Source organism: Siminovitchia sp. FSL H7-0308 (genome assembly GCF_037980985.1).
GTDB lineage: Bacteria > Bacillota > Bacilli > Bacillales > Bacillaceae_C > Siminovitchia > Siminovitchia thermophila.
This window is the reverse complement of the sequence record NZ_CP150282.1, coordinates 1,783,863-1,799,012: the sequence shown is the minus strand read 5'-3', so window position 1 is coordinate 1,799,012 and position 15,150 is coordinate 1,783,863. Positions and strand designations below refer to the sequence as shown.

Annotated in this window: 15 protein-coding genes; 1 reads left to right on the top strand and 14 read right to left on the bottom strand. The window is 42.0% G+C overall.

The features are described from left to right. Positions 1-592 precede the first annotated feature (592 nt). The 5 genes from MHB50_RS08565 to MHB50_RS08545 form a co-directional block, all read right to left on the bottom strand. The gene (locus MHB50_RS08565) at positions 593-1,219 is read right to left on the bottom strand and encodes a hypothetical protein (protein WP_339163186.1); all 627 of its coding nucleotides are present in this window, start codon (positions 1,217-1,219) and stop codon (positions 593-595) included. Positions 1,220-2,083: 864 nt separating this feature from the next. Then, positions 2,084-3,550, bottom strand: coding sequence for a S41 family peptidase (locus MHB50_RS08560; protein WP_321189695.1), 1,467 nt, complete (start codon positions 3,548-3,550; stop codon positions 2,084-2,086). Positions 3,551-3,701: 151 nt separating this feature from the next. Continuing rightward, positions 3,702-4,568: a M15 family metallopeptidase gene (locus MHB50_RS08555; protein WP_339163184.1), complete on the bottom strand. Its 867-nt coding sequence runs from the start codon at positions 4,566-4,568 to the stop codon at positions 3,702-3,704. A 1,064-nt stretch (positions 4,569-5,632) separates the two neighbouring features. Next, the gene (gene deoD / locus MHB50_RS08550; RefSeq protein WP_339163183.1) at positions 5,633-6,334 is read right to left on the bottom strand and encodes a purine-nucleoside phosphorylase; all 702 of its coding nucleotides are present in this window, start codon (positions 6,332-6,334) and stop codon (positions 5,633-5,635) included. Positions 6,335-6,404: 70 nt separating this feature from the next. Continuing rightward, positions 6,405-7,361 (bottom strand): DUF561 domain-containing protein, encoded by a 957-nt coding sequence (locus tag MHB50_RS08545; protein WP_339163181.1) that lies wholly within the window; start codon positions 7,359-7,361, stop codon positions 6,405-6,407. A gap of 69 nt (positions 7,362-7,430) precedes the next feature. On the opposite strand from MHB50_RS08545, the gene MHB50_RS08540 reads away from it, so the two are divergent. Then, complete coding sequence (locus MHB50_RS08540; RefSeq protein ID WP_077113390.1) at positions 7,431-7,943, top strand: gamma carbonic anhydrase family protein; 513 nt, start codon at positions 7,431-7,433, stop codon at positions 7,941-7,943. Between the two features lie 45 nt (positions 7,944-7,988). Here MHB50_RS08540 and paaX read toward each other — a convergent pair whose 3' ends face one another. The 9 genes from paaX to MHB50_RS08495 form a co-directional block, all read right to left on the bottom strand. After that, positions 7,989-8,870, bottom strand: coding sequence for a phenylacetic acid degradation operon negative regulatory protein PaaX (paaX, locus tag MHB50_RS08535; RefSeq protein ID WP_077113519.1), 882 nt, complete (start codon positions 8,868-8,870; stop codon positions 7,989-7,991). Positions 8,871-9,009: 139 nt separating this feature from the next. Beyond that, positions 9,010-10,212: an acetyl-CoA C-acyltransferase gene (locus tag MHB50_RS08530; protein WP_077113389.1), complete on the bottom strand. Its 1,203-nt coding sequence runs from the start codon at positions 10,210-10,212 to the stop codon at positions 9,010-9,012. Continuing rightward, positions 10,209-11,084, bottom strand: a complete 876-nt coding sequence (locus tag MHB50_RS08525; RefSeq protein ID WP_077113388.1) for a 3-hydroxyacyl-CoA dehydrogenase — start codon at positions 11,082-11,084, stop codon at positions 10,209-10,211. The genes MHB50_RS08530 and MHB50_RS08525 overlap by 4 nt, the downstream gene beginning before the upstream one ends. A gap of 42 nt (positions 11,085-11,126) precedes the next feature. After that, positions 11,127-11,624, bottom strand: coding sequence for a 1,2-phenylacetyl-CoA epoxidase subunit PaaD (paaD, locus tag MHB50_RS08520; RefSeq protein WP_339163175.1), 498 nt, complete (start codon positions 11,622-11,624; stop codon positions 11,127-11,129). 21 nt (positions 11,625-11,645) lie between these two features. Continuing rightward, positions 11,646-12,437 carry a 1,2-phenylacetyl-CoA epoxidase subunit PaaC gene (gene paaC, locus MHB50_RS08515; protein WP_077113518.1) on the bottom strand — a complete coding sequence of 264 codons (792 nt, stop codon included), beginning with the start codon at positions 12,435-12,437 and terminating at the stop codon, positions 11,646-11,648. An 11-nt stretch (positions 12,438-12,448) separates the two neighbouring features. Further along, positions 12,449-12,802: a 1,2-phenylacetyl-CoA epoxidase subunit PaaB gene (gene paaB / locus MHB50_RS08510; protein WP_077113386.1), complete on the bottom strand. Its 354-nt coding sequence runs from the start codon at positions 12,800-12,802 to the stop codon at positions 12,449-12,451. An 11-nt stretch (positions 12,803-12,813) separates the two neighbouring features. Further along, positions 12,814-13,770 (bottom strand): 1,2-phenylacetyl-CoA epoxidase subunit PaaA, encoded by a 957-nt coding sequence (gene paaA, locus MHB50_RS08505; protein WP_077113385.1) that lies wholly within the window; start codon positions 13,768-13,770, stop codon positions 12,814-12,816. 95 nt (positions 13,771-13,865) lie between these two features. Continuing rightward, positions 13,866-14,114 carry a ferredoxin gene (locus MHB50_RS08500; RefSeq protein WP_339163172.1) on the bottom strand — a complete coding sequence of 83 codons (249 nt, stop codon included), beginning with the start codon at positions 14,112-14,114 and terminating at the stop codon, positions 13,866-13,868. Between the two features lie 16 nt (positions 14,115-14,130). Then, complete coding sequence (locus MHB50_RS08495) at positions 14,131-15,144, bottom strand: NAD(P)/FAD-dependent oxidoreductase (RefSeq protein ID WP_077113383.1); 1,014 nt, start codon at positions 15,142-15,144, stop codon at positions 14,131-14,133. Positions 15,145-15,150 lie beyond the last annotated feature (6 nt).

Here is a 15,150-nt window from a genome sequence, read left to right as displayed (position 1 = left end):
CTCACATTTTAAGAAAAGCCAAACAATTATCAGAATGATCGGATAAATTAACTTTTCACGCACCAAAATAATCTGTTGATAAACGAAAGGTTTATCATCAGGCGGAAGAAAATAGATAAGATACGGCGGAATTATGTGAGAAAATGTTTAGCAAATGAGTTTGGTGCTAAAATTGGCGATTCAAAAAGATATGCATTAAAATAAGTTCTCAGAACATATGGTAAACGATATGATATAGGAATATTTATCCTGTTTAACTTCATACAATTAAACAACAATATATCAATAAAATCATATTAAGTTATGAAATTCTAACATGGAAATTGAAGAAGGTATCCGCAGATTAAAACAGGCACTTCCATAAGAACGTAGAAACATGGCACAACGTTTATAATAAAATGAAAAGAATTTGTTAGGATAACTACTTATAGCAGGAGCATTTGGTTATCCCATTTTTATAAATCTCCCATTTAAACTTGTTTCGGCATACAGCATTTTATATGCAGCAACTTAGCAAGAGCCTTGCAATCTCTCACTTACGCAGCTTTAGTTTAGAATCTCTACAGTTTTATTAACCGAATTAACTTTTTATTTACATGTTTCCTTTTTCCGATGTTTTTTTACAACTGACATCATCTAATGAACACTCTGGTAATACATGATCATCATGCGTCGTCAACCCAATCTTTTTTTTAACCTGTTCCGGACAAGGAATAGTACATGCTGCATCATGAGGAATAAATTGTTTATGGAGGATTTCTGTAAGAATGTGACTGTTTGCAACTGTGACATCTGGTAGGTCAGAACGTTCTGCAAAGTAGACGTGAACATTGTCGCAAGCAGGGTCAATATGTGGACCTGGATGTGCGAAATATATTTCAAACCATACTGTATAACCGCGCGATGTATTAAAATCTGTGGCATCGATCACATTAAATAAAGCGTGTGAACATGCGGGGACCCTTATTGTTTGACAATAATAAGGTTGGAATGTTTCATCTACGTCATCATTAATGGTCACTTTCAAATGTACAAAAACATCCAAATCGTTTAAATTATTCACCCTGGCAATCATACTTTTTGTATTTATATTACTGTTAAGTGGTCCTGATGTTAAGTGGGAATTACATTTTAATAACGAATGACAGAAATCTGTAAACACTTGGCCTAAATACCAAAAAGCATCTTGAAAATTCCAACATTTTTCATTATAACTCATCTTTACTTCCTCCTATTATTTATTTACAAGCTTCATTATCTTTATATGTTTTTAAAAAAACATTGCTTTAACATCTATCACTAATTAATAGATATTGGATGCTTAACCACTAGTGTGAACTGGTAGTATGTCTATAGCGATGGAAAATCTCAACCTATAATCCGTAAAAAACCGGCGAACATCTATCAATGTAGACGCCGGGTCCTCGTGAGGGTATCCATGATTGACTAAGAAGAGTAAAAAGTTATAAATGTAAGCATGCCGCTTTCTCTTTTCAGGTACTTGATGAGCATTAAACCTATTAATGTTTAGTACAGAGTGTTGCAATGGTTTATACATAGATTTGACATGGAACTACTTGCGCGTATAGTACTAGAGTCAAAAAGCCAGCATTTTCAACAACTGGTTCTGCCGACTGGGAGGATACTATACACTCTACTCCATATCAAATCTTGGTTTAAACTAAACGACTATGTATTTTTTTCTTGCAACTTTCGTTAACTTCATTGCAAAGCACTGTATTTTTATTTTACATTACACAATGAACTTTTTTGTTGGTAGCGAACCTGAAAACTGTTTCGCGACAATATGATCAAAGATTACGCCAAATGGAAAATAAAAACGCAACCTTAGAGAAAGTCTCATAAGGTTGCAGTGACTGGCATGTATGAATAAGTTTTAACAACAAAGTGTCTATTTGAGTGGTAACTTCACTCTAGATGACTTTTTGAACGGGGCCGTCCAAAAAATAACATCGCAGCTTGAAAACTAAAAAAATAAACCCAAGATTGCCGTAAATCAACATTCTTGGGTTTTACATTTTAGTGCATTAGCTCTAAATTGGACTTTTTAGAAAGCCCCCTGTTATTTTGTTTGCAATATATCCACAGCTTTTTTCAACTGGGGATCGTTTTTCTGAAGATGTTCCTGGATTTTCGTCATTAGAGTAACGGTTGTTTCTCCGCTTAATACACCTGTTACTTCTATGTTATTTGCTTTTTGAAATTCCATTACAGCCCTTTTTGTATCTGGATCAAAATATGAATCAACCTTGCCGGGATTGTATCCTAATTCTTTCAAGATTTGTTCAGCAGTGTTTACATCAGATGCGGCCGTATCCTCTTTTAATTCCTTTTCAGGATTAATATAAGGAAGGTCTGCATATTCCGGCAGTGAGACGGGATAGTCGGGCTCAATCCCTTTTTCATTAATCCAATTTCCTTTCGGTGTCAGCCATTTTGCCATCGTATATTTGAGATTGGATCCATCCTTAAATTCTTCCGCCTGTTGTACTGTCCCTTTTCCAAAGGATGTTTTTCCAACCAGCGTGATATTGGCAGATTCGCTGGCGGCTGCAGCCAATATTTCAGCGGCGCTGGCACTACCTTCATCAATTAATATGACGGTTGGAACGGTAATCTTTTTGCCATCTTCCGCGACGTATTTTTCAACCTGCCCGTTTTTGTATGCCACTTGGAACAGCGTTTTGCCTTCAGGCACAAACATGTTCGAAATATCGATGGCTTGTTCAAGCAGTCCGCCTGGATTTTTTCTTAAATCAAGAATTAAACGTTTCATCCCTTTTTCTTCCATCTCTTTTAACGCTGTTTCTAAGTCCTTATCCGTATGGGTGGAAAAGCTTGTAATTTGAATTTTGGCAATCCCGCCTTCCAACATTTCCGGGTAAACCGTATTCATCGGAATTTCATCGCGAGTAATCGTTATTTTGATCGGATCCTCGCTTGCTTGCCGAATGATGGATAAGGTTACTTTCGTCCCTTTTTTTCCGCGAATTAAAAGAACAGCTTCATTGGCGCTTATGCCTTGTACGCTTTTGCCATCGACTTCAACGATTTTATCGTTTGGTTTTAGGCCGGCTTTTTCAGCGGGAGACCCTTTAACGGGAGAAACGATGACAATGTCCCCGTCTATTTCTTGAATTTCCGCCCCGATGCCTTCAAAAGATGATGTAATGCTTTCCTCGAATTTCTCGCTTTCTTCCTTGGTCATATAATCAGAATAAGGATCATCCAGTGACTTCACCATTCCATCAATCGCCCCATCAACCAATGCTTCTTCGTCTACGTCTGCAAAGTATTGCTTTTTCATGACGTCATAGGCTTCATATAATTTATGGAACTCTTTCCGTTCCTGCATGACCACACTTGCTGCTTTGTTATTAGCAAAAGAGAGGGCCAGAATGGTAATGCCGGCCGTTGCCAACACGGTCAGGAAAATCAATATGATGAATCTGAATTTTTTTATTTGGATAAAGCTGCTGTTTTGCGGGCTTTTGTTCACCTGGTTTTGGTCTTCTTCCAATGATCTCACCACTTTCTATCCTGGGCTTATTAAAAAGCCATTTACATATATGTATCTTTATTTTATCAATTTTCATCCGGCGCCGTAAAGACATAGACGCGACTGCCGGCTGTTTTCAAACTAAAAAAACGCCTTTGAAAAAGGCAAACAGAAAAAGACGTTATATCTTCGCGACATTCTCAAAATACTCTTCCAATGTCCAATTGCGTTCAAAAATCACCTTGGCTGCTTTTTTGCCCACATATCTGAAGTGCCACGGTTCGTAGCTGTATCCGGTTATATTTTCTTTTCCTTTCGGATAACGCAGGATGAAACCATATAAATGGGCCTTGTTTCTAAGCCATTCTCCTTCTTTCATTTCGCCAAATTTCTCCGACAGGGCAAATTGGGCTGATTCACTCGTGATGTCCATGGTAAGTCCTGTCTGATGTTCACTGCTACCTGGAATAGCCACAACCTGGGCGGCCTTTTCTTCTCCCACTTGCTCGATCTCATTTTGAAAAATGGCTTGTTGGCGTCCATATGAGCGATATCCGGAAGAGGCATATAATTGAATGCCCTCCTTAGCTGCAGCCTGAAACATTTGTTCTAATGCTTCCGCAGCTTCTTTTCGCAAATAGCTTTTTTCGATATCTTGCTCCCCGAATGAAAAAGCCACTTTGGGCCGAACTAAATCGCCCGGCGCATACCCTGCCGGCAAACTGAATTCCTTATTGACGAGTACGAGTATATTATCGGGATTGGCAATTTCTTTTTTGCCATTGGCTTCTACAATTTCGTTGAAATAGGCTGCTTCCAATGTTAAGTCCGGGTCAACCGGGTCCTTTTCAGGCTTCTCCCCACGGTTTTGATCAGCTTGATTGGCGGGTTGTTCTTTTTGAGCGTCAACAGGTTCGCTCCCAGGCTTTTGGTCCTTAGGCGGTTCGGTTTGCGTTGTTGTCTTGTCCTTGTTTTCTGCCAAATCATCCGCCAAAGCACATCCACCAAGTAAAACGGTCATAGCCAGAATGCTCACATGTTTTTTCATAAAAAGCCTCACTTCTATTTGTAATTGCATTTTAACAGTCGCTGTTATCAGCCGCGCCCAATGCAACTTCGATCATGTCATTCCCAGTATGGGACTAATAGTCGTAATTTAACAAGTTCTTCCCTTTGACAGCGTCGCTCTCTGTCAGCAATATTTTGCTCGTTGCTTATGAGTCACTTAAACTAGTCTACATCATAAAGGGTTTATTTTGCAACGGACATGTGTAAACAACTCGTTGTTTTTTATATATGAATAATGCCCTTTTATTATTACGCTCCATTGCGGGCAAAGTAAAAGAAGTGAAAAAAAGCAAACCAAGGTTTAAAAGAAAATAAAGGACGCGCCAAGTATTAAAGCGTCCAACTCCTGGGGCACTGATTTGTGGACTCAGAGGTCTATTCATAGAAATTTGTTTTAGCGTTGCTTGACTACTAAAAAGTAAAGCATTAAGACAGAGCGCCCATCAGGATTGTTAAGACGGATAAGGAATCATACGCATTTGAAGATATATCCCCTTTAACATCTAATCTGTCAAAGAAGCTGCTTCATTGGCCTTTCATCGTGATGTGATTTCTTTAAGAGAATAAGCGATCATGAGTTGTCTAGATATATTTACCGCGCGGCTAGCTCTCTTTTGAACAAAATTTTGGCCGTTAATCTAATCTGAGCGTGGCAGGTGTTAGATGTTAATGTAAGGGCGAATGAAATCGAGTTATGAAGAATTGGGGAGGCTTATGTTGATGGAAAAAAACGATACTAATGGCTTTGGAGCATTTTGATCTTGGTTTTTCATAGAAAACCTGTTTAGCAACTATATCAAAATGTAGATTGAAAGGAAATAAGGAGAATATGAAATACATGTTTGGTAAAAAGGGGTTTGAACTGATGCAGATGATGCCAACGGCTTTAATATGTTAAGGAAAAAACGTTCAAATAAAGAAAATAAGAATTCAAAGGTTAACGATATAAAACATGTTGACAATTGACTAAGAAAAATAAGTGTAGGCGAGTGGCGTACTAGAGGCCCTCTCGCCTATGATGTCTATACTGATTTTAATCCATGCTTAACGCAAGGAAGCATCCAATGCCACTTCGATCATGTCGTTAAATGTCATTTGCCTCTCTTCCGATGTAGTCATTTCTCCTGTTAAGATATGATCGCTGACTGTCAGAATCGCTAAAGCATTTCTTCCGAATTTCGCAGCAAGTGTGTACAGCGCCGCTGTTTCCATCTCAATCGCCAGTATGCCATAACGCGCCCATTTTTCGTGATCGGCGTTATCGTTATAAAACATGTCGGCCGTAAAAACGTTGCCCGCTTTGAGATTCAAGCCTTTTTCTACCCCCGCATCGTACGCTTTTTTCAATAAGTCGAACGATGCCGTTGGAGCATAATCAATACCTCCGAAGGTAAGCTTGTTCATTTGTGAATCTGTTGAGGCGGACATGGCCAAAATGACGTCCCGCACCTTCACATCTTTTTGGATGGCGCCACATGTTCCAACTCTGATTAAGTTTTGTACACCGTAGCTTTCCATCAACTCATGAATATAAATTGAAATGGATGGGACGCCCATCCCGGTTCCTTGAACCGATATTCGCTTTCCTTTATACTCACCGGTAAAACCTAGCATATTACGGACTTCATTATAACATTGAACATTTTCCAGGAATGTTTCAGCTATATACTTGGCCCGAAGCGGATCACCCGGCAATAGAATCGTTTCAGCTATTTCATTCGGCTGAGCGGCAATATGTATACTCATCTTAAATTCCCTACCCCCTCAATGGAACAATTACCCCTATTTTAAAGGTTTCAATTTTTACATGCAAATCTTAATCAAACCTGAAATCTGTTGCAATCTTTTTCATTTGCGAACTTGCATCACTTATTATGGTTTCCAATAATTCCCGTACGCTCGGAACATGATCAATTAATCCGGCAACTTGGCCGCTATTGACGTACCCATTGTCGAAATCGCCATCCATTGCCCCTTTAATGTGATATTTTTCAGATGTTTTCTGTTGGAATTCTGTAAATGTCATTCCTTCTTTCTCAAGGTTGGCCAGTTGCTCGACATACGCTCCTTTTAACACCCTTCTGGCCCTGCCGTAAGAACGGCCTAAGATTTGTGTATCTTCTCCATTCGCTTTTAATAATTTTTCTTTATAAAGTGGGTGAAATGGCGCTTCCGCGGTTGCTATAAATCTCGTTCCAATCTGAACGCCGCTTGCCCCGAGCATCAACGCCGCGGCCAATCCTTTTCCATCTCCAATTCCGCCGGCTGCAAAGACGGGAATGGCCACTTTTTTCACAATTTGGGGCACAAGGGTAAAAGTTGTTAATTCTAACGAAGAATTGATTCCTGCCGCTTCATATCCTTCTGCAACGAGTATGTCTGCGCCTGCCTTTTCCGCTTTCTGCGCATGACGCACCGAAGCGACAAGGACAATGGTCCGAATACCGTTTTGTTTTAGTTTCGGGATATAGGGCGCTGGATTCCCAGCCGACAAAGAAATAGCGGAAACGTTATGTTTGATCGCCAACTGAATGATTTCATCGACATAGTCAGAGACGGTAAGTGCGATATTTAACGCAAACGGCTGTTCAGTCCTTCTCTTCGTTTCCGAGATGATTTGCTCAATTTCATCAGGGCTCATCGTACCGCAGCCGATTGTTCCCAGCCCGCCCGCGTTGGAGACGGCGGAAGTCAAAATGGCATTGCTGATATTACCCATGCCGCCTTGAATAATTGGATATTGAATAGACAAAGTATCACATGCTTGTTTCAATTTTCTGTACCTTCTTTCAAATAACGTTATAATAGAAAGAGAACGATTTCATGTTGTGGAGGGAGAAAAATGAAAATCAATTACCATCACCATCGTCCCAAGGTAGATCCGTCCGTCTTTATCGCGCCGGGAGCGTATCTCATCGGTGATGTGACGGTTGGAAAAGAGTCGACCATCTGGTTTAATGCCGTCTTGCGCGGAGATGAGGGCCCGATACATATAGGAGAAAGATGCAGCATACAAGATAATTCCACCATTCATATGTATGAGGGTTTTCCAACCATCATTGACGATGAAGTAACGGTCGGGCACAACGTTATTCTACATGGGTGTAAAATTGGAAAACGCTCTATTATAGGAATGGGCTCCACCATTTTGGATAATGTAGAAATCGGCGAAGAGTGCATCATTGGCGCCAACACCTTAATTCCTTCAGGCAAAAAAATCCCCCCCAGATCACTTGTTGTCGGATCACCCGGCAAGGTGACACGGAGCTTGAACGATAAGGACTTGGAGCTGATCCAGTTATCGATCGATACGTACGTTCAAAAAGGAAAAGAATATCAAGCGCTGGCCAAATAACCCGCTGTTGTCACCGCCAAAACCAAACCGGCGGTGACTCTGTTTTCAGTTGACGATATACGGATGATCATTGGCGTCATATGATTTGTCTTTCTTTCGCAAATCATTCCCTTTTTCAAAAACACTCTCAAAAAATTCGCTCGCGGGCTCTGCCAACAACTGGTAGTATTGCCTGAAAAGCAATGCGGCATGGTTGCCGTTCCACATGGACGGCAGCAGTTCCTTCGGCAAACCGGGATCTATGAATAGAAATTTTCTATATTCATGTACAAGCTTAGTCCGTTCCACAAAGCAATCGGCATTGGACATGTGCCCTTCATGTATAAGGCTTTGGTGGACGATAAACTGTTTTCCATATGCCGTGATGAACGACTCATATTTTTCTTCGATCTCTTCCAGTGGCCAACTGCGTCTGACAAGTTGGATATTATCCTTCGGCCCTAAGTAATCGGCAATGAAAAAATCTACAAATTCTTCGATCTCATACTTTTCAATTAATAGTTTTACTTCTTTTTCAAGGTTATTCGGCGAGATCCAACAACTGTGCGTAAAGCTGCCAAATCCGCTCCAAAGCAGTTCCTTTCGCAAATCATCCCTGATTTGCCGCTTTTCTTCCGGAATCGAATACATAAGCATACGCCATTTCCCGTCCCATTCATGGGGGTCCAGCTTAAAAATCCTTCGGCCCGCTTCATCCATCCGATTAACGCCCCGCGGCGTCAAAAAATAGTAGCTTTTATTGCCTTTCTTCTCTGATTGAAGCCATCCTTGTTTGACCATTCTTGATACGGCGACTCTTACCGCTTGCTCATTATGTCCAAACTCTTTTAACAACCGAATCAGGCTTCCAATCCAGATTTTATTGCCATAATGACGAATGTAATCGCCATATATCGTAAAAATCATTGATTGTGTATTAAAACTCATGATTTTGTCACTCATTTCATCAGCAAATGTCATTATTACAGGTCATTATATCACGGTGCGGGCCTTGATTCATTTTACAATTCTTTACCAAGTTGGACAAAATAACCCTCACTTCATTAAAAGCAAGGGCATTGATTGGTTAATCTATATTTTCAACTATGACAGAAATGCCTTGGCCGACTCCGATGCACATTGTGGCCAGCCCGTATACGGCTTTTCTTCTTTTCATTTCATAGATTAGTGTCGTTAAAATTCTTGCCCCGCTTGCACCAAGCGGATGGCCGTAGGCAATGGCACCGCCATTCACATTCACTTTATCCATGCTTAATTCTAGTTCTTTAATACATTGAATGGATTGGGATGCAAACGCTTCGTTTAATTCCACAAGGTCAATATGTTCGATAGTTAAGCCCGCGCGTTGCAGTGCTTTTCTAGTGGAGTAGATTGGGCCCAACCCCATGACTGCCGGTTCCAGACCTGCTGTTGCCCCTGTTTTATATGTAACAAGAGGCGTTACCCCCAGTTGTTCGGCTTTTTCTCTGCTCATGATCAACAGCGCCGACGCCCCATCATTTACACCCGACGCATTTCCTGCCGTAACAGTACCGCCTGGAAACAGGGGACGCAGACTTGCCAGCTTTTCAAGTGTCGTATCCGGGCGTGGATGTTCATCCTGTTGAATGACGATTTTGTTGCCTTTTTTATCATGGTAAATAACTGGTATGATTTCATCTTTTAACACATTCTGTTCGATCGCCTTTTTTGCCCGCCTTTGGCTTTCCAAGGCAAATTCATCTTGTTCCTCCCTCGTAATTCCAAAGCGCTTCGCCACATTTTCCGCCGTTTCTGGCATGGAGTCCGTTCCATACATTTCTCTTAATCTTTCATTTGTAAATCGCCAGCCGATCGTTGTATCGTACAACTCCATAGAACCGCGTGGGAAATCTTTATCAGGCTTGGCCATTACATAGGGGGCCCGGGTCATGCTTTCGGTACCTCCGGCAATATATACGTCTCCCTCCCCTGCAGAGATGGCCCGGGCGGCATACATGACCGCATCAAGTCCCGAACCGCACAGTCGATTGACAGTCACACCTCCGACAGAGACGGGAAGCCCGGCAAGCAGTGCGGACATTCTGGCGACATTTCGATTGTCTTCTCCTGCCTGGTTCGCATTCCCAAAGATAACCTCTTCTATATCGTTTTCATCCAAGGGAGGATTTCTCTTTAACAGTGCTTCGATGATGATGGCCCCCAAGTCATCGGGTCGAATATTTTTTAAAGCGCCTTTATAGCGTCCAAATGGTGTTCTTACAGCATCAACAATGACTGCTTCTTTCATTTTTTAACCAACTCTTCTTTTTGATTTGTGTAGTCATATACGCCCTTACCAGTTTTTCTGCCCAGTCTGCCCGCTTTTACGTATTGTTCCAAAAGCGGGGCCGGACGGTACTTCTCTCCCAACTTTTCATGCAGATATTTCAAGTTGTTCAGTCGTGTATCAAGCCCCACTAGATCAACCAATTCAAAAGGGCCCATCGGGAATCCAAGCCCTAACTTGATCGCTTTATCAATATCATCCGGGCTGCCCAATCCTTCCTGCAGCATATAAAAAGCTTCATTGCCAATGAGTGTGCTGATTCGGCTTGTGACAAAGCCGGGAAATTCATTTATAATGACTGTTTCTTTTCCCATTTTTTCGGCAACATGTTTAATTGAAGCTACGGTTTCGTCGCTCGTTTCCAATCCTCGGATTATTTCTATCAACGGCATTTTATGCACCGGATTAAAAAAATGCATGGCAATCGTTTGTTCAGGTCTTCTGGCAAATGAAGCAATTTCTGTCGGGCTCATTGTCGAGGTGTTCGTTGCAAACAGACAATGGGATGGAGAGGCCATTTCCATCATTTCAAACACTTGTCTTTTCAACTCCGCTTTTTCCGGGACAGCTTCGATAATCAAATCAGCATCTCGCGCCGCTTCGGCCAAATCAAGGCCATAGGAGAGATGCTTTTTAAAATCTGCTGCTTGTTCCCGCGTCACTTTTCCCATTGAAATGCCTTTTTCCAGAATGGCCTGAATTTCTTTGTTTGCCGATTCTAACACTTTTTCTTTTACATCAACGAGTGTAACGGAAAAACCGGATAAAGCAGCAACATAGGCAATCCCTCTGCCCATGACACCAGAACCGACAACTACCATTTTTTCAATCAACAGCAATACCTCCCGGCATAAAAGTACGATCTATATTTCCATTCATATATTAGAAACCGGTTTCATCGCTTCAAATGGATTTTTACAACCCTTGCAGTATAAAATACTTCTGCAGGCTGTAGGACCAAAAATATTTTCAAGGGTAACGTACGTAGAACCGCAATATGGGCAATCCACATGCCATGAACCGTCTTCTTCAAGCCTCCTTGGCGGAGGAGCAATGCCGAATTTTTTCAAACCTTCCTGCCCTTTTTGGGTAATGCGGTCCGAAGTCCAGGGAGGGTCAAATATAAACTCGACGTGTACATTTGTCACTTGGGGCAGCTTGGAAACTTCTTCGATCATATTTTTTTCGATGATTTCCAAAGCCGGGCATCCCAAAAAAGTGGGAAGCATTTGGATAGACACTTCCGATCCTTGAATGTGCACATGCTCGACCATCCCTAAATCAATGACACTGACAGTGTCAATTTCCGGATCTTTCACACGATCCAATATATCCACGACTTGTTGTTTGGAAATCGGCTGCACCGCCTCCATTTCACATCCCTCCTTATTGTTTTACCATGAGGCTGCTGTGTCCATCCGATAAACTGCCGAAAGCGTCTCCAAAGCTGTTTCCAAATCTTTCGTATGTTCTCCCAAACGGCCGTCCCGTTCGACTTTAAGAGAAATTTTGGGAGGGTCCATTCCAATAGATGTATATACTTTTACCATTTCACCCTGCCATTTTTCCTGCAATAAGGAACCTTCCTCGATCAGCTTTTGCTTGTGTATCTCTTTCGCATATGTCCCGAAACGAAACATGTCGCCAAAATCTTTTTCTACCAATTTCACCGCATTTTCCATTCTGTTTCTGGCATCGTCTGTAGAGTCGATGAGCTGGACAAACCATGTTTTCCAATGAAGCAGATGATAATATAGCTCCATGTTTATTTTAGTGGCGGCATCCGCCAAAGGTTTATAGGAGCTTTTCCTCAAAGAATCTATCTTGATTTTTTTGGCTGCTGTATAAAAGAAGTTTCGGACAACTGCATAGGCCCAATCATATTTCGGTGTTTCTATATAATCGCCTTCGCCATTCGTTCTCTCTGTTACAATGCTGTTCCGGCGTTCTTCTGCAGGGCGTAAATGGGCCTGGTCGTCCGCTTTGCCGAAACCAAGGTCTTCTAGCAATCTATAATACATAGAGGCGTGGCCCATGCAATCCTGGCTGATGGAGGAAAAGGCAACATCCGCCTCAATATGGGGCGCCAGTCCCAGCCATTCGGATCCTCGAAAAGCAATTAAAAAGTCATCATCGGCCAGTTGAAAAAGCAGGTCGCCTATCACCTCTTTTTTCATATCTTTCATTTGTGCCCCTGTCACTTTTTGTCTCCTCCCCAAGAAAGAATTTCCTTTTCATCAAGCATTTTTTGCTCATATTGACGCCATTTTTTCCGTAAATAGCCGTATCCTTTTGTTGTTCGGTAATCTTTATTATCAATGCGGGCCAGCATTCTCTTTTCTTCAGGATGAAGTGTGCGGATATGCTTTCTGTTAACAACCCAAATATCTGCCACCGGTTCCCGTCTCATAAAGTTTTCCTGGGCCATAACCATGGCTACTTCTTCGTTTGGGGCCAGCAGGCAAAATTGGTGTTGGAACGGCGATGTCGCCGTTCGCTTGCTGAATACTTCGAATTCCTGATAAAAGCTTTTCTTTTTTTCATTTCTCATGGCTATTCTCCTTATGCATTGCTTAGTGCTTCACGCACCCAAGCATTATTCTCATAGGATATTTTTCGCAAGTTAAGCCTTGCCTTGGATCTTGGGCCTTCGTTCTTAATAATTTTCTTGAATTCGTTCCAATCAGGCTGCGTATAATTCCACTTTTCATTTTGCTCATCATAATGAAGGTTGGGGTCAGGGATTGTCAGTCCGAGTGACAAAATTCTCGGAATATATTTGCTCAAAAAATCTTGCCTTAATTGTTCGTTCGTCTTTGTCCGGATCTTATATTGAATTGTTACATCCTGCTTGGAAGAGCCGGTCGTTTCCTTTGACGCAGGACCGAAAAACATTAATAAAGCGTCCCACCAGCGATTGAGCGCGTCTTGTATCATTTCCCGCTGTTCGTCTGTTCCTTCTGCCAAAGCCAAAATGATCGCCTCTCCGTGTTGCGCGTGGAATACTTCCTCCGCACAAATGCGTTGTAGAGCCCGGGCATATGGACCGTACGAGGCATTCAACATATTTGTTTGTGTAATGATCGCCGCACCATCCACAAGCCAGGCAATCAGGCCGGCGTCAGCCCACGTATATGTTTTCATATGAAACACATTATGAAACTTCAATTTTCCGGAAAATAAATCTTTCATTAAGTCATCCCTATTTTTTCCATACGGTTTTAAAAGATCTTCAGCTACTCGTAAAAGCAACTGTCCGTGCCCCATTTCATCCTGCACTTTCGCCATGATGCCAAGTTTCCTTCTTAATGTGGGGGCTTTTGGCACCCATTCCTTTTCGGGAAGCGCTCCCATAATTTCGCTGATGCCATGCATGGAGATGAGCTTAATCAACGCAATCCGGTATTCTTCCGGCATCCAATCGTCCGCTTCAATTTTCTCCCCTGCTTCAATCCGCTCCATAAACTTTGCCAATTTATAAGATTCCGATTCTTGATCAATATATGTTAGGCTGGACATCTTCGTAACCCTCCATTATATAACGTATATTTAACGTTATTTTATTATAACGTTATATTGAAAGCAACAAGAAATTCCGTTTCTGTTTCTATTTATTAGCCTGCCTTCTCTTCTTCTTCATTAAATGGCGCATCCGCCACTTTAATGGAGTCAGTCGGACAGCCGTCCAAAGCGTCCTCCAGGTCATCCTGCAATTCTTCCGGCACCGCAGCGGTACCCGTATTATGATCCAGGGTAACATAGGCAAATCCCTCATCGTCATAATCAAATATGTCGGGTGCGCATGCTCCGCACGAGCCGCAAGCTATGCATGTGTCCTGATCCACCCTCGTGTATGTTTTCATGCTTTTCACCTCCGGTTTACACTGTTTCTTTCTTCTTCGATTTCTCCATGACTGTGGTACTATGGATAGGTTGAATTTTGGATGAAGGGTCAATATATACTTTGGCATTGCTGACAGCAATAGGGGCTTCCCCAAATCCTGTAGCAATTAATTTTACCTTCCCTTCATATGTGTTGATGTCGCCAACGGCATAGACCCCTTTTATATTTGTTTCCATTTTGGAATTGACCACGATCGAATTTTTATGAATTTCAATCCCCCAGTCTTTAATGGGGCCAAGGGAAGCTACAAAGCCATAATTAACAAGCACTGCATCGACATCAACGGTCCGTTCTTCCCCTGATGCTACATGTCTTAAAATGACGTGCTCAATCTGTTCTTTTCCCGCTAAATCAGTCGGCACGTATGGAGTCATTACATGGACGGATGATTCAAACAGCTGTGATACACTGTGTTCATGTGCTCTAAAGCGATCTCTTCGGTGAACAATAGTTACTTCTTTCGCAATCGGCTCAAGCATTAACGACCAATCAACCGCAGAATCGCCTCCGCCGAACACGATGACCCTCTTACCAGCAAACCGGCTCATATTGTCTACAAAATAATACAAGTTGCTTCCCTCATATTTTATTGCCTTGTCAATTGGAAGTTTTCTTGGCTGAAAAGCCCCGTTGCCGGCGGTAATGACGACTGTTTTCGTATAATGTGTTTCCTTGTCTGTCTGAAGAAGGAATGTGCCGTCTCCCAACTTTTCCAACGTCTGGACCGATTGGCCTAAACAGACTTCGTGGGGAAACATTTGCATTTGGGCAGTGAGTCTGTCAACAAGCTCCTGTCCTTTGATTTTGGGAAAGCCTGCTACATCATAAATATATTTTTCCGGATATAAAGCAGACAGCTGGCCGCCAAGCTGTGGCAGACTTTCAATGATTTTAACGGACATATTCCGGAGCCCTGCATAAAAAGAGACAAACATACCGGCAGGGCCTCCACCGATAATTGTAATATCAAACACCTTTTGACCGCTCATTCTGTT

Bases quoted from the DNA above. Each gene is read 5' to 3' on its own strand.
- MHB50_RS08565 (WP_339163186.1), bottom strand. From the start codon at position 1,219: ATGAGTTATAATGAAAAATGTTGGAATTTTCAAGATGCTTTTTGGTAT.
- MHB50_RS08555 (WP_339163184.1), bottom strand. From the start codon at position 4,568: ATGAAAAAACATGTGAGCATTCTGGCTATGACCGTTTTACTTGGTGGA.
- deoD (WP_339163183.1), bottom strand. From the start codon at position 6,334: ATGAGTATACATATTGCCGCTCAGCCGAATGAAATAGCTGAAACGATT.
- MHB50_RS08540 (WP_077113390.1), top strand. From the start codon at position 7,431: ATGAAAATCAATTACCATCACCATCGTCCCAAGGTAGATCCGTCCGTC.
- paaX (WP_077113519.1), bottom strand. From the start codon at position 8,870: ATGAGTTTTAATACACAATCAATGATTTTTACGATATATGGCGATTAC.
- MHB50_RS08530 (WP_077113389.1), bottom strand. From the start codon at position 10,212: ATGAAAGAAGCAGTCATTGTTGATGCTGTAAGAACACCATTTGGACGC.
- paaD (WP_339163175.1), bottom strand. From the start codon at position 11,624: ATGGAGGCGGTGCAGCCGATTTCCAAACAACAAGTCGTGGATATATTG.
- paaC (WP_077113518.1), bottom strand. From the start codon at position 12,437: ATGAAAGATATGAAAAAAGAGGTGATAGGCGACCTGCTTTTTCAACTG.
- paaB (WP_077113386.1), bottom strand. From the start codon at position 12,802: ATGAGAAATGAAAAAAAGAAAAGCTTTTATCAGGAATTCGAAGTATTC.
- paaA (WP_077113385.1), bottom strand. From the start codon at position 13,770: ATGTCCAGCCTAACATATATTGATCAAGAATCGGAATCTTATAAATTG.
- MHB50_RS08500 (WP_339163172.1), bottom strand. From the start codon at position 14,114: ATGAAAACATACACGAGGGTGGATCAGGACACATGCATAGCTTGCGGC.
- MHB50_RS08495 (WP_077113383.1), bottom strand. From the start codon at position 15,144: ATGAGCGGTCAAAAGGTGTTTGATATTACAATTATCGGTGGAGGCCCT.